Source organism: Nocardiopsis sp. L17-MgMaSL7, from assembly GCF_003182025.1.
GTDB classification, from domain to species: Bacteria; Actinomycetota; Actinomycetes; order Streptosporangiales; family Streptosporangiaceae; genus Nocardiopsis; species Nocardiopsis prasina.
In genome coordinates this window covers 115,975-128,627 of the sequence record NZ_QGTF01000015.1, presented here as the reverse complement: position 1 = coordinate 128,627, position 12,653 = coordinate 115,975, and the positions used below count along the sequence as shown (strand labels likewise).

The following is a 12,653-nucleotide window of genomic DNA, read 5'->3' as shown; positions in this document are numbered from 1 at the left end:
TCCTTGCGCTGATGGTACTGCCCTGTTGTGGGGTGGGAGAGTAGGTCGCTGCCACGGTTTTTCTTGGTAGGGAGGGGAAGGGCTTGTCCTTTGGGGCGGGTTCTTCCTCTTCCTTTTTTGTTGGGGTTGTTTGTGCGTTTGTGAATTGTGGTTTTCGGGTGTGGGGTCGGGATTGAGGACTCCCCGATATCGACATCAGGTGTCCCGGACGGGGTTGGCGGGTTGACCACGGGAGGTGTGTTGGCCTGTGTACTAGCCCACCGTCGTGTGCTGCGGCTTTGGTGATGTGCGCGTACGCCATGTCGTAAGCTGGAGGATACGAGTACTACTACGCGCTGCTACTGCTCAAAGTGGCAGCGCTTTTGAGTGTTGACGGACGGGTTGGATGACTGAGGACAGCCGATCGGGAGACCGCGAGGACTCCGGAGCAAACGACCACAGCGGTAACCGCTCCGGTGAGCCTGGCGGTCGCGGGCGCGGTGACGAGTCCCGTTCCCGGTCTGGCTACAGGGGCTCCCGGGACGACAGAGGCGGCTCCGGTGGCGGTGGCGACCGCCGCAACTTCCGTGGTGGCGACGACCGCCGCGGTGGGTTCCGCCGCGACGACCGCGGAGGCAACCGCGGTGGTCCCGGCGGCGAGCGTCGTGAGGACCGGGGCGGATACCGGGGTCGCGACGACCGCGGGGACGACCGTGGCGGCAGGCGCGACGATGACCGCCGTGGTGGCGGCCGCGACTTCCGTGGCGGGGACGACCGCCGTGGCGGTTACCGCGGCGGGCCCGGCGGTGAACGCCGTGACGACCGTGGTGGCAACCGGGGTGGCGACGGCCAGCGCGGCGGCTACCGCGGGGATCGCGATCGTCAGGGCAGCGGGCGTGATGACCGTCGCGACGACCGCGGTGGTTACCGTGGCCGGGACGACCGTCAGGGCGGTGGGCGCGATGACCGTCGCGACGACCGTGGAGGTTTCCGTGGCCGGGATGACCGCCAGGGCGGCGGGCGCGACTTCCGTGGCCGCGACGGCGGCCGGGACGACCGTGGTGGCAACCGGAACAACCGGGGCCGCGACTTCCAGCGTGACGACCGGCGACCGCAGCGGGACAACCGTCGCGATGACCGCCGTGACGATCGCCGTGATGACCGCGATCCGGCCGACATCGCTCCGCCGCTGCCCGACGAGGCCACTTACGACCAGCTGGACAAGGACACCAAGCGCGACCTGCACTCGCTGCCCAAGTCCCTGGCCGAGCTCATCGGCAAGCACATCGTCGCGGCCGGCATCCTGGTGGACGAGGACCCCGAGCGTGCCTACAAGCACGCTGCCCACGCTCGCCGCAAGGCCTCCCGCCTACCCACGGTCCGTGAGGCGTCCGGTATCGCCGCCTACACGGTGGGCAAGTGGCAGGAGGCTCTCTCCGACCTGCGCGCGGCCCGCCGCATGAGCGGTCGGGACACCTTCCTCGCGATCATGGCCGACTGCGAGCGCGGCCTCGGCCGTCCCGAGCGGGCCCTGGAGATCACCAACGACCCGGCCGCCAAGGACCTGGACGCCGACGAGCGCATCGAGCTGCGGATCGTCGCCGCCGGTGCCCGCCGCGACATGGGTGACGTGAAGGCGGCCCTGGCCGAGCTCCAGGTTCCTGAGCTGAAGGAGCGCCGGGCCCGTCCGTACGTGGCCCGTCTGTTCTACGCGTACGCCGACGTCCTGGAGGAGCTGGGCCGCAAGGAGGACGCCCGCGAGTACTTCGCGCGTGCCTCCTCCGTCGACCGCGAGGGTGTCACCGACGCCGACGAGCGCCTGGCCGCGATCGAGGGCGTCGAGCTGGTCGACAGCGACGTCGAGGACGGGGTCGTCTGGACCGACGTCGAGGAGGAGGCGGACGAGGCGGCGGCCGAGGCCGAGGCCACCGCCTCCCGGGAGCGCCGTGACGACAAGGGCCGGGACCACCGCCGCGACGATCGTCGCGACGATCGTCGCGACGATCGTCGTGACGACCGCCGAGGCGGCCGCGAGGACCGGGGCTGACCCCCTCGGAACTCCCTGACGGAGCGCCGTCGAGTGGCCGGGAGCCACTCGGCGGCGCCGTCGTGTGCCTGGGGGCGGTTCCCCAGCGGTACGACTCGGTGGTGTGCCTGACCTACCTGGGGGAGCGTCCTCTCATGGTCCGCCACCGGCGGCGGGCCTGGGAGTTTCCCGGAGGCCACCACGAGAGCGGCGAGGACCTCTACGCCACCGCCCGGCGGGAGGCGTTCGAGGAGGCTGGGGCGACCCTCGGAGACGTCCGGCCCCTCGGGTACTACGTGTTGTCCGGCGGGCACACCACCGTGGTCACGCACGCCCAGGTGAGCGCACTGGAACCGCTGAGCGGAGAGTTCGAGACCGTCGAGGTTCGTGCCTTCGACCGGCTTCCCCCGGAACACGAACTGTCCTGGGCGGACGGTCTGTACGCGTACCTCCTGCGGGTCCTCGCGCTGCCCGGAGCCCGTTAGACACCTCCGCGGCAGCGCACCGCCACCAGCCAGCCACACCCGACCGCCGCATGCCCGAGTCCGACCTCAGGCACTCAGGCACTCAGGCGCCTGACGTGGAACCTCTCCACGCCCACTGCCTCGTACCCGAGCCGGTCGTTGATGGCGAGCATCGGCTGGTTGCTGACGTGGTTCTCCGTGTAGGCGTGCCTGAGCCCCCTCTCCCGGGCCCGGTGCAGGGCGGAGATCTTGGCGCACTTCGCCAGCCCGCGCCCCCGGTACTCGCGCTGGGTGCCGGTCATCGCCGATCCCACACGGGTGTCCTGGTCGGACATGTAGGCGGAGAAGGAGACCGGGACTCCCTCGTGCGTCACCACCAGGCTGATGTCGAGGTCGATCAGCGGGTTCTCCCAGATCGAGTTGAGCCAGAACTCGTAGGGGGCGAACTCGTCCGACTCACCTGGTTCGTCCTCGTCACATGCCTTGTCGAGCTCGTAGAGCGGTCGTGGGTCGTCGAAGTCGCTCATCCGGCGCAGCTCGAAACCCTCCGGCGTCTCGGGCCGGTTCGGCAGCCCACTCAGATCCAGGCCGAGGACGTGGTGCTCCTCCTCCACCTCGTATCCGCGTTTCCGGGCCGCCTGGTCAAAGCAGCCGCCTCCGGCCTGGACGCCCTCCTGTGCGCTGTTCGCGCGCAGGATGTTCGCCCCCTTCTCGATGAGGCTGGCCTCCGAGGCGGCCAGGAGCTGTTCTGCGAGTTCCGCGGTTCGATGACTCTCGGCCAGGGCTCCGAGGTAGCTACGGCCCGTGCGGGTCCCGTCCTCGTGGGTTCGCAGCCGACTCAGAAGGTGTCCGACCACGGTGTCGCCCACCACCGCGACCAGGCGGGTGTCCTGCGTTCCGGGCACCGGGTGGGCGAGCCGCCATCGCATGTGTTGTTCGGTGAGAATCAGGCAGGGGAGGGAAGCGCGGATGAGCGAGTAGGCCTGAACGGTGTCGGAGGGACGACCGTCACGAATCTGAGGGGTCATCCGGGGAGGCTATGCCGGGCGGGTCCGAGCACGCACGAGAATTTACGGCGTGCTCCCACCCCGCCCGGTCCCACACGGAGAAGGGCTCAGGTTCGCTCCTCCTCGGACTTCCGCTTCGCCTCGGCCTGCTCCTGGGCGAGCCGGTCCAGCCAGTGCACGATGCCGCTCACGTTGGCCTCCGGGCCGCTGAGCGTGTCCAGGACGGCCTTGGTCCCGCTCGAGGCCTCCGGAGGAAGCGGCTTGTACCGGCTGATGACCTTGTCGCGTACCATCGCGATGGCGTGGTCGAGGTCCCCGCCGGTGTCCCGGGAGTCCCGTACGGTCTCCACCCACAGGCGCAGTTCGCTCTCGGCGCGGTCGATGGTCTCGTTGACGGCGTCGTGTGCGCCGAAGTGGGAGAACATGAGCCGCTGTGCACCGATGTCACCGAACAGGCGCAGGGTGCGCAGGCAGGCGTCCATGTCGAAGTCCGGCGGCGGGGTGGCCGGGCGCAGGTCACCGGTGAGGGGGTTGTACACCCCGAGGGCGTCGCCGACGTACAGGTCGCCGGTCCCGGTGTCCACCAGCCCCATGTGGTGCTTGGCGTGGCCGGGGGCGTAGTGCGACACGAGCCTGCGGCCCGCGCCCAGGTCGATCTCCCCGGTCTCGGCCACGGACCGGATACGGGCGGCCTCGGTGGGACGCATGTGCCCGAACAGGGACTCCAGCCGGTCGCCCCACACCATCTTCGCGCTGGCCATCAGACGGCTGGGGTCGGCCAGGTGCCGGGCACCGCGCTCGTGCACGACGATCTCCGCGTTGGGGAACAGCGCCGCCATGTCCCCGGTGCCGCCCGCGTGGTCCAGGTGGATGTGGGTGACCACGATGGTGGCGAGGTCCTCCGGGGCCAGCCCGAGCCGGATGACGGCGTCGCGCAGGACCGGGGCCGAACCGGCGGTGCCGACCTCGATGATGCAGGGCCGCTCGGTGCGGATGAGGTAGGCGGACACGACCCCGGGATAACCGGCGAGCATCGTGTCGATCGCGTAGATCTCGTCGCCGAGCGGAGTGATCCCCTCGGGCAGACCGCTGACGTCCACGTCGTCGTGCAAGGCGGGCACCCCTCTTCCTCAAGCATCCTTCGGTCCGCCGCGGACCGAACCCGACTCTAGGACAAGGATGTCATGGCAGCTGACGGCGGGGTCGCACCGTTGTCCACAGCCTCCGAAAGGGCCTTTCCCTCCACCCCCCACCCGGGTGATCCTGGAACCAGCGCGCGCACCAGGACACTCCCAGAAAGGCCCTCGTGCTCGAATCCACCCCCGCACCCGTGTCGTCGAAGTCCACCCACGCCACCATCCCACCCGGCCACGCCACGGGGATCGCTCCCGGGCCGGTCATGCCCGAGCCGTCGGGAACGACCTCCGCTTCGGGGCGCCCGAACGGAACTGAACCGCCGCCCCTGTCCCCAGACCTGGCCGTCTCCGACGTCACCGCCCCGGAACGTCCGGACCGGGCCGACGGACACCTCAACGAGGTCCTCGTGGTCGGCCGCGTCACCGCAGCCCCTTCCGAACGCGAGCTTCCCAGCGGGGACCGTCTGGTCACCTGGCGGATCTGCGTGGCACGCCCCGAGGTACCCGGACGTAAGCGCGCTCGGGCCGACTCGATGACCCTCGTCTCCTTCGATCCGCACCTGTGCGCGAGGGTGGAGGGCTGGCGGGTCGGCGACGTGGTCCGGGTGACCGGCGAGCTACGCCGCCGGACCTGGCGGGGCTGGAACGGGATCCACAGTGTGCTGGAGGTGGAGGCGGACACCGCCTCGCGGGTACGCGAGGCGGGTCGGTGATCCGGTCACCAGCCCAGGACGGCCAAGGCCTCGGCGGCCGAAGACCCTGAGGGGGCGATCGTCTCGTCGGCCCAGACCGCCGTGCACAGTGCGCGCAGGCCATCCAACCGGTCGCCCTCCCCGGACAGGCGAACCGTTCCCTCCATCGATGTGACGGTCCATCCTCCGCACTCGGTGCGCGCGGTGTCCCCTTCGACACGGCGCACCGGGCCCGGGTGGGGCTCGTTCATCCCGGACACGTCCCACGACAGGTAGCGGGGGCGTTGGTGGGCGGGGGCGGCCAGCACGTCCTGCGGAGTGGCCACGCCGGACAGGACCAGGAGCCCGGCGGCGCCGTGCACGGTGGCTCCCTCGATGTCGGTGTCCAGCCGGTCGCCCACGATCAGGGGGTTGCTCGCGCCGGTGCGCATCATGCCCTCCTCGTGCAGGGGGCGCATCGGCTTGCCGGCGATCACTGGCTCGACCCCGGTGGCGTGCGCGATCACCCGGACGAAGGAACCGTTCGCGGGGGTGACCCCCCACTCCGTGGGAGCGGTGGCGTCGGAGTTGCTGGCCACGTAGAACGCGCCGCGCGAGACAGCGAGCGTGCCCTGGTCGAGGAGGTCGCGAGCCATCGTCCGTGAGTAGCCCTGGACCACGGCCACCACCGAGTCCGAAGAGACCGTGACGGGCCGCAGCCCCATCCTGCGGACGGCCTGGCGCAGCCCGGTGTCCCCGACCACGAGCACCTCCGACCCCTCCGGGTACCGGGCGGCGATCAGGCGCGCCGCCGCCTCCGCGGAGGTCACCACGTCCTCAGGGGCAGCGGGCACGCCCAGCTGGGTCAGGTGCTCCGCGATGCGAGCGGGGGTGCGTCCGGCGTTGTTGGTCACGAAGGCGACCCGGGCCCCCGCGGCCCGGGCCTTGCCCACGGCCTCGGGCGCCGCGGGCACGGCTTTGGGACCGATGTAGACCACACCGTCCAGATCGAGGAGCATCGCGTCGTGGAGCTCGTTGAGCGGGCGGTCAGCGGCCTGCAAGGACATGGTGTGGGGTCCGATTCCGTGTGGCGGGAGAGGTCACCCCCAGGCTAGGCCGCCGTGGGCTCACGGCCGCCAGCCCTCGGATGTGGGTTCCGTCGCAGCCGGTCGGTGCTCGGTGAGCCAGCCGGAGGCGAAGGTGACCGCGTCCTCCAGCGAGAACAGTCGGGCGGTCGCCGAACCCACACGTCCGACCGTCACCGCGCCGGTGGCCTCGAACTCGGCGCCGAGTTCGGGGAAGTCGCCCTCGTCCAGGACCACACCGGTGTAGGTGACCCACTTCCGTTGGCCCTCGTCGTCACGGATGGCACACGAGGAGGATTCGGTGGGCGGATCGGCCATCCGGTACTCGGCCAGGTGGAATGCGGTGCAGGAGTCGTAGCCGGTGCCCAACAACAGGACTCGCGCCCCGACCCGTTCCATCCGCGCCAGGGGAGAGCCCTCACCGAGCGCCGATTCGAGCGGATGGGGGTGCATGAGATGCGCAGCTCGCGGACCCAACGCGGCGAAGGAGGTCTGCGGGTGGGAGCTGCGTACCGCGCCCGGCCACGTGCGGACCCGTTCGGGAACGCGCCCCATGTAGGTGCTGGGGGTGATCGCGGGGTCGAAGGCGGGCGCTTCGGCGCGGATCGTCTCCCACCACGCCCGCGGCACGGGCGGGTTGACCCAGCCGGAGGGGTCGGTGTTGCCCATGGTCTGGGTGGGAACCACGAGGTTCCCAGCAGGCCCCACCGCGTCCAGCAGCGCCTGGACCACGGCCTGGTCGGCCCCGCACACCCACCCGAGGGAGCGCAGTGAGGTGTGGACCAGGAGTGTGTCACCAGGGCGCACCCCCAGGTGCGCCAGGTGCACGGTGAGTGAGGCCGCCGTACGCGGCCCGTCCGAGAGGTAAGGGGGAGTGGACACGAGGGCGCTCCGGTGCTGGTGGACACTTCGGGTCATTTTCCAGCGCGAAGGTCCGCCAGGCCAGTCAGTTTCGCTCTCGGGCCCTCTCTGCCATGATGCGACTCCCGGAACGCCTGCCGATGCGATTGTCAAGCGGAGATAACGGCTCGCGTTCCCGCAGGTCGCGAAGTGGTAGGTCCCGCGCACGCGGGGATGGACCGTCCAGCTGGCCGTCGGGGGCCCACCGGATGATGTAGGCCCCGCGCACGCGGGGATGGACCGACGACCGTCATGTCCTATGACTCAGAGCGCCAGTAGGCCCCGCGCACGCGGGGATGGACCGGTGCGGCGCCCGGCCCGGTCAGGAGGAGGGATGTAGGCCCCGCGCACGCGGGGATGGACCGAACGTGCGCTGACCGTACGAGCAGTAACCCGCGTAGGCCCCGCGCACGCGGGGATGGACCGCACAAGAACACCGAGGCGCTGAAGGGCAAGGGGTAGGCCCCGCGCACGCGGGGATGGACCGAGCACCCCGGCGGCCACGGTGGGGATGATCGCGTAGGCCCCGCGCACGCGGGGATGGACCGGGTTCCTGGGAGATCGCCCGCATCGATCCCCAGTAGGCCCCGCGCACGCGGGGATGGACCGGCCGCACCTACCGGTGGATCACCCCCCAAGGAGTAGGCCCCGCGCACGCGGGGATGGGCCGGGGTAAGGGGCTTGCCCCCATCCGCCTCGACGACCCCCCGATACGCGGGAGCTGGCGGGGACCTGGCTAGTCCAGGACTCGCATGACGAGCCCCGTGCGGGGTTTGGGGCCGAAGGACGTGGACTTGCGGGGGGTGAGTTCGCCCCGGTCGGCGACGGCGTAGACCTGCTCCACGCGCAGCGGGGGCACGATCACCGCAGTGCCCTTCTCGTCGCGGGCGGCGGCCTCGGCCTCGGCCGGGTCGTCATGGACCATCCGCACGTGTTCCTCGGGGAAGTGCCACAGGGGCAGGAGCACCTCGTGCAGGGCGGCCGTGGCCAGGTGGCGCCAGTCGGGGGAGCGGTCGGGCATGGCCCGTTGGAGCACGGCCTCGTCGAATCCGCTCACCAGGTGGGCCTCGCCCTCGGCTGACACCAGGAGCAGGGCCGGGGCCTGCGCGTCCTCCAGGAGCGCGGGGTCTGCTTCGGTGACCGGCTCCACCCGGGCCACGGTTCGGGCGGCGGCCAGAGCCTCGGCGGTGTCCAGGCCGGGCAGCACACGGTGGATGGCGCCGAGCCGGGGCGGGTGGGCGTCGCTGTCCACGAGCAGGGCCAGCCCGTGGTTCCAGCCCGGGTCGGCGTTCTCCTGGCGCAGCTGGCGGTAGGCCGCGTAGCGGTGGTGTCCGTCCGCGATCAGCGCGGAGCGTCCGGCCAGGTCGTCCGCGATCTCCTGTTGGATCCGCGGGTCGGTGACGGCCCACAAGCGGTGTTCGGAACCGTCGCGGGTCCGCGTGGACACCAGGGGCCGCTGCTGGTCCCCGGTGTTCTCCGTGACCGCTGAGGCCGCGCCGTCGGCGCCCCGGTACATCAGGAAGATGGGTTCGAGGTTGGCGCGGGCCACCTCCATCAGGCGGAAGCGGTCGCGCACCGGGGGATCGGCCACGTCCTCGTGCGGGCGCACGGCGGGGTCGAAGCCCTCGTCCGGCAGCCCCAGAGCCCCCACCAGTCCCCTTTGGGTCTGGCCGTCGGCGGTGACCTGCTCGTAGACGTAGAGCGCCGGTTCCTCGTCCTGAGCCAGGACCCCGTCGGCGATCCAGCTGCGCAGGAGGTCGGCGGCGGTCTGGTAGCGCGCGGACGCCTCGGGTGACTGCCGGGAGAGTTCGAAGGGCAGTGTGACCCTCGCCGCGTTGTGGGGGTCGGACCGTTGGAGTTCGCGTGCCTCGTCCGCGTCGGGGATGTCGTAGGGCGGGGCCAGCAGCCGTGCGATGTCGAAGACACCGTCGATGAAGCGTTCGACGTCGGGGGCCGCGTAGCGCAGACCGCGGAAGGGGGCCAGGACGAGTGGTTGGCGAGGCATCCCAGCAAGGTACCCGTCGACGGCCTTCGTTCAGAGCGCGCGTCGCAGGCGGAGCATGTCGCTGAAACTGGCGTCCACCTTGAGGCGCCGGGTGAACAGGGCCTTCGCCGGGTCCAGACGGTCCTCGGCGAGGGCCACGAGGTCATCGCTGGACACAGTCACCCGTACCTGCGGGGTACCCGCGGGAGCGTCCAGGGGGTGGGGGGTGACGTCGGTGAGCCCGTCCGTGGTCAGCCGCATGTCGAAGGCCGTCCCGAGGTCGGGGACGATCACGCGCACCGTGCGTTCGCGGATGTGTTCGCGGCGGCGGTCCAGGGGCTTGGCGAGGATGCGCTCGTTCGCCCGGGCGATGCCTTCGAGGCACGCGTCGATGCTGCTCATGGGGTCATGATGCCCTACCGGCGCGACGCCTTCGGGTGGTTCCACCCGGGGAAGCTCCCTCGTTTGCGTGTCACACGGGTCCCGGTCCCGGTAGCGTTGGCGTCGAACCCCCCCGGAGCACGAGGCCCCTCCCTCCCCGCGCCCTCCTTCCCTTTCCTCCTGCGGTCCCTTCAAGGAGCAAGTCATCATGGTCGTCGACGCGGTACGCACCTATCTGGACGCCGCCAATGGCCTCACCGAACTCTCGCGCAAGCAGGCCGTGGCCGCCGCCAAGACACTGCTGCGCGCCAACGGGGCGACCCCCGTCGCGGTCCCGGACGGCGAGGCGCCGCCCAGGGTGGGGCAGAGCATCCAGACCCTGGCGGGCGAGCTGATCGAGACCAGCCAGGCCAACCGGGCGGCCGTCGCCGACCTGGTGCGGTCCGAGGTCCGTAGCGCGCTGGAGCAGATGGACATGGTGCCGCGCGGGGAGTACGAGCGGATGGTTCGCCGGGTGGCCGAGCTGGAGCGACGGATGGCGGCGCGCCACGCGGTGGAACGGGTGCTGGAACCCCGCGGCGGTGCCTCTTCGGAGCTGCCCGCACCCGAGGAGAGCGCGCCCGCAGCCGTCCAGGAGAAGCCGGAGCCCGTCGTGGACGAGGAGTCCCACGGCGCTCCGACGAAGGGCGAGGTGCCTCCGGCCGACAAGGACGACGCGCCCGCGAAGAGCGGGGCCGGGGCTCAGGAGGCAGCGGCCGTGGAGGACGGCGACGGCTCGAAGGAGGGCGACACGGCCCAGGACGGCGCCGCCGCGAACCAGCCCCGGAGCAAGCCCAAGGCGGCCCGGCCGCGTGCGACCCCCAAGCGCGCCACCAAGGGCAAGGGCGCCAAGAAGTAGAGTCCGTTCCGGGCGCCGGACCACCGGCGCCCGCGCGGGTGGTCGAAGGGACGGGGAGCGATGGACCCGAGCGAGCAGGCCGAGGCGTTGGCGGAACAGACACTCGGCGCGACCAAGGAGCGGTTGGCCGCGCTGGACGCGCTGCCCACCCACGAGCACGTGGCGGTCTTCGACACGCTCCAGCAGGAGCTGTCGGGTGTTCTGGGTGCGCTGGGACAGAACGCCCGGGGTCCCCGATAGTGGCCGGAACGGCCGGTACCCTAGGTGACCATGGCAAAACGTAGTCGGCTCGACGCGGAACTGGTCCGCCGAGGCCACGCACGCTCACGGGGACACGCGGCCGAGTTGATCGAGGACGGGTGCGTCCTGGTCTCCGGCATGGTGGCGTCCAAGGCCGCGACCCAGATCGGCACCGACCAGCCCGTCGTGGTGCGCACACCCTCCGAGGAGCCGGCCTACGTCTCCCGTGGCGCGCACAAGCTCATCGGGGCGCTGGACGCCTTCGAACTGGACGTGAAGGGGCGGCGGGCCCTGGACGCCGGGGCCTCCACCGGTGGTTTCACCGACGTCATGCTGCGGCGCGGAGTGGCGCACGTCACGGCGGTCGACGTCGGATACGGACAGTTGGCCTGGTCGCTGCGCAGTGACGACAGGGTGCGGGTCATGGAGCGGGTCAACGTCCGTGAACTCACCCCCGAGATGGTCGGCGAGCCCCGTCCCGACCTGGTGGTCGGCGACCTGTCGTTCATCTCCCTCAAGCTGGTCCTGGGCGCCCTGCGCGAGTCCGTGGCGCCCGACGCCGACTTCTCGATGATGGTCAAGCCCCAGTTCGAGGTGGGCAGGGATCGCGTGGGCGCGGGCGGTGTGGTCCGGGAGCCCGAACTGCGTGCCGAGGCCGTGTCCGACGTGGCCGCGCACGCCCTCACTCTGGGGTTGGGCGTGGTCGGCGTGACCGCCAGCCCGCTGCCGGGCCCCTCGGGCAACGTCGAGTACTTCCTGTGGATGCGCGCTGGTGAGCCCCCTCTGGACCCGGCCGCGTTGGAGCGCGCGATCCAGGAGGGGCCGTCCTGAGGGCGTGGCCTCCTGTCGCAGGAGTCCGGTAACGTGACCCGGCCGGGTGCGGTCGAGCACCCGGTCAGCACCAGACTTCCCACTGGGGAGCGAACGTAAGGGGACGGCGATGACCAGCGGACGCAGCGTTCTCCTGCTGGCCCACACCGGCCGGCCCGCGGCCGTACGCAGTGCCCAGTTGGTCCACGCGCGCCTGAGCGCGGAGGGTCTGACCGTCCGCATGCTCAAGAGCGAGGTCGAGGAACTGGCGGCCTCCGGCTGCGTCCTGTCCCCGGTCGAACCGGTCGAGGCGGCGGGTGCCGCCGAGGGCGTCGAACTGGTCATGGTGCTCGGCGGGGACGGAACCCTGTTGCGGGCCGCCGAGCTCGCCCGACCGGCCGGTGCGCCGCTCCTGGGGGTCAACCTCGGACACGTCGGCTTCCTGGCAGAGGCCGAACGCGAGGACCTGGGCGCCACGGTGAACAGCGTCGTCAACCACGACTACGTGGTCGAGGAACGCATGACCCTCGACGTGGCCGTCTTCAACGGTGGCCGGGGCGACGGCGCTCCGCCCGTGCGTTCCTGGGCGCTCAACGAGGCGACCCTGGAGAAGGCCGACTCGCGCCGCATGCTGGAGATGGTCCTGGAGGTGGACGGGCGCCCCCTGTCCAGCTGGGGCTGTGACGGTGTGGTGTGCGCGACTCCCACGGGTTCCACCGCCCACGCCTTCTCCGCCGGAGGCCCGGTCGTGTGGCCGGACGTGGAGGCGCTGCTGGTCGTGCCGATCAGCGCGCACGCCCTGTTCGCCCGCCCCCTGGTGGTCGGGCCCGAGGCGACGGTGGCGCTGGAGGTGCTGCCGGAGACCACACCGGGCGTGCTCTGGTGCGATGGACGGCGTATGGTCGAATTGCCCGTGGGAGCACGAATCGAGATCACCCGTGCCGATACGCCGGTCCGGTTGGCCCGGCTGCACCGAGCGCCGTTCACCGACCGGCTGGTGGCCAAGTTCGGCCTCCCGGTTTCGGGATGGCGGGGGCGGGCCGCACACGGACGCTGATCCAGCGCCGTCGCA

Annotated in this window: 14 protein-coding genes and 1 CRISPR repeat array; of the genes, 7 read left to right on the top strand and 7 right to left on the bottom strand. The window is 71.3% G+C overall.

Annotated features, from left to right (window positions below; all coding sequences use genetic code 11):
- Nucleotides 1-328 precede the first annotated feature (328 nt).
- Complete coding sequence (locus tag BDW27_RS27880) at nucleotides 329-1,318, bottom strand: hypothetical protein (protein ID WP_233515892.1); 990 nt, start codon at nucleotides 1,316-1,318, stop codon at nucleotides 329-331.
- Between BDW27_RS27880 and BDW27_RS23120 the strand changes: the two genes are divergently transcribed.
- On the top strand, nucleotides 1,286-2,026 hold the full coding sequence (locus BDW27_RS23120; protein WP_233515891.1) for a M48 family metallopeptidase: 741 nt from the start codon (nucleotides 1,286-1,288) through the stop codon (nucleotides 2,024-2,026). The genes BDW27_RS27880 and BDW27_RS23120 overlap by 33 nt on opposite strands.
- A 62-nt stretch (nucleotides 2,027-2,088) precedes the next feature.
- Nucleotides 2,089-2,490 (top strand): NUDIX domain-containing protein, encoded by a 402-nt coding sequence (locus BDW27_RS23115; RefSeq protein ID WP_110051670.1) that lies wholly within the window; start codon nucleotides 2,089-2,091, stop codon nucleotides 2,488-2,490.
- 74 nt (nucleotides 2,491-2,564) lie between these two features.
- Here BDW27_RS23115 and BDW27_RS23110 read toward each other — a convergent pair whose 3' ends face one another.
- Nucleotides 2,565-3,497 carry a GNAT family N-acetyltransferase gene (locus tag BDW27_RS23110; RefSeq protein WP_110051669.1) on the bottom strand — a complete coding sequence of 311 codons (933 nt, stop codon included), beginning with the start codon at nucleotides 3,495-3,497 and terminating at the stop codon, nucleotides 2,565-2,567.
- An 86-nt stretch (nucleotides 3,498-3,583) separates the two neighbouring features.
- Complete coding sequence (locus BDW27_RS23105) at nucleotides 3,584-4,588, bottom strand: MBL fold metallo-hydrolase (RefSeq protein WP_199560746.1); 1,005 nt, start codon at nucleotides 4,586-4,588, stop codon at nucleotides 3,584-3,586.
- A 194-nt stretch (nucleotides 4,589-4,782) separates the two neighbouring features.
- Between BDW27_RS23105 and BDW27_RS23100 the strand changes: the two genes are divergently transcribed.
- Nucleotides 4,783-5,325, top strand: coding sequence for a single-stranded DNA-binding protein (locus BDW27_RS23100; RefSeq protein WP_370446543.1), 543 nt, complete (start codon nucleotides 4,783-4,785; stop codon nucleotides 5,323-5,325).
- 5 nt (nucleotides 5,326-5,330) lie between these two features.
- Here the strand turns inward: BDW27_RS23100 and BDW27_RS23095 are convergent, their stop codons facing one another.
- The 4 genes from BDW27_RS23095 to BDW27_RS23080 form a co-directional block, all read right to left on the bottom strand.
- Entirely contained in the window at nucleotides 5,331-6,350 is a 1,020-nt protein-coding gene (locus BDW27_RS23095; RefSeq protein ID WP_110051665.1) for an HAD-IIA family hydrolase, read from the bottom strand.
- Nucleotides 6,351-6,410: 60 nt separating this feature from the next.
- Entirely contained in the window at nucleotides 6,411-7,250 is an 840-nt protein-coding gene (locus BDW27_RS23090; RefSeq protein ID WP_110051682.1) for an aminoglycoside N(3)-acetyltransferase, read from the bottom strand.
- 171 nt (nucleotides 7,251-7,421) lie between these two features.
- Nucleotides 7,422-7,938: a CRISPR direct-repeat array (repeat unit 29 nt; unit sequence GTAGGCCCCGCGCACGCGGGGATGGACCG).
- 66 nt (nucleotides 7,939-8,004) lie between these two features.
- A complete protein-coding gene (locus tag BDW27_RS23085) occupies nucleotides 8,005-9,273 on the bottom strand; it encodes a DUF1015 family protein (RefSeq protein WP_110051664.1) in 1,269 nt (422 codons plus the stop codon).
- A gap of 30 nt (nucleotides 9,274-9,303) precedes the next feature.
- On the bottom strand, nucleotides 9,304-9,654 hold the full coding sequence (locus BDW27_RS23080; RefSeq protein ID WP_017546476.1) for an SCP2 sterol-binding domain-containing protein: 351 nt from the start codon (nucleotides 9,652-9,654) through the stop codon (nucleotides 9,304-9,306).
- 187 nt (nucleotides 9,655-9,841) lie between these two features.
- On the opposite strand from BDW27_RS23080, the gene BDW27_RS23075 reads away from it, so the two are divergent.
- The 4 genes from BDW27_RS23075 (at nucleotide 9,842) to BDW27_RS23060 (ending at nucleotide 12,638) form a co-directional block, all read left to right on the top strand.
- Complete coding sequence (locus BDW27_RS23075) at nucleotides 9,842-10,531, top strand: membrane fusogenic activity family protein (protein WP_110051662.1); 690 nt, start codon at nucleotides 9,842-9,844, stop codon at nucleotides 10,529-10,531.
- Nucleotides 10,532-10,591: 60 nt separating this feature from the next.
- Nucleotides 10,592-10,771 (top strand): hypothetical protein, encoded by a 180-nt coding sequence (locus tag BDW27_RS23070; RefSeq protein WP_017546475.1) that lies wholly within the window; start codon nucleotides 10,592-10,594, stop codon nucleotides 10,769-10,771.
- Between the two features lie 30 nt (nucleotides 10,772-10,801).
- Nucleotides 10,802-11,602, top strand: coding sequence for a TlyA family RNA methyltransferase (locus BDW27_RS23065; protein ID WP_026129598.1), 801 nt, complete (start codon nucleotides 10,802-10,804; stop codon nucleotides 11,600-11,602).
- A 109-nt stretch (nucleotides 11,603-11,711) separates the two neighbouring features.
- A complete protein-coding gene (locus BDW27_RS23060) occupies nucleotides 11,712-12,638 on the top strand; it encodes an NAD kinase (protein WP_017546473.1) in 927 nt (308 codons plus the stop codon).
- Nucleotides 12,639-12,653: the final 15 nt, after the last annotated feature.

Excerpts from the sequence above, each read along its gene's own strand:
- BDW27_RS23110 (WP_110051669.1), bottom strand. The coding sequence starts at position 3,497 with ATGACCCCTCAGATTCGTGACGGTCGTCCCTCCGACACCGTTCAGGCC.
- BDW27_RS23095 (WP_110051665.1), bottom strand. The coding sequence starts at position 6,350 with ATGTCCTTGCAGGCCGCTGACCGCCCGCTCAACGAGCTCCACGACGCG.
- BDW27_RS23085 (WP_110051664.1), bottom strand. The coding sequence starts at position 9,273 with ATGCCTCGCCAACCACTCGTCCTGGCCCCCTTCCGCGGTCTGCGCTAC.
- BDW27_RS23080 (WP_017546476.1), bottom strand. The coding sequence starts at position 9,654 with ATGAGCAGCATCGACGCGTGCCTCGAAGGCATCGCCCGGGCGAACGAG.
- BDW27_RS23075 (WP_110051662.1), top strand. The coding sequence starts at position 9,842 with ATGGTCGTCGACGCGGTACGCACCTATCTGGACGCCGCCAATGGCCTC.
- BDW27_RS23070 (WP_017546475.1), top strand. The coding sequence starts at position 10,592 with ATGGACCCGAGCGAGCAGGCCGAGGCGTTGGCGGAACAGACACTCGGC.
- BDW27_RS23065 (WP_026129598.1), top strand. The coding sequence starts at position 10,802 with ATGGCAAAACGTAGTCGGCTCGACGCGGAACTGGTCCGCCGAGGCCAC.
- BDW27_RS23060 (WP_017546473.1), top strand. The coding sequence starts at position 11,712 with ATGACCAGCGGACGCAGCGTTCTCCTGCTGGCCCACACCGGCCGGCCC.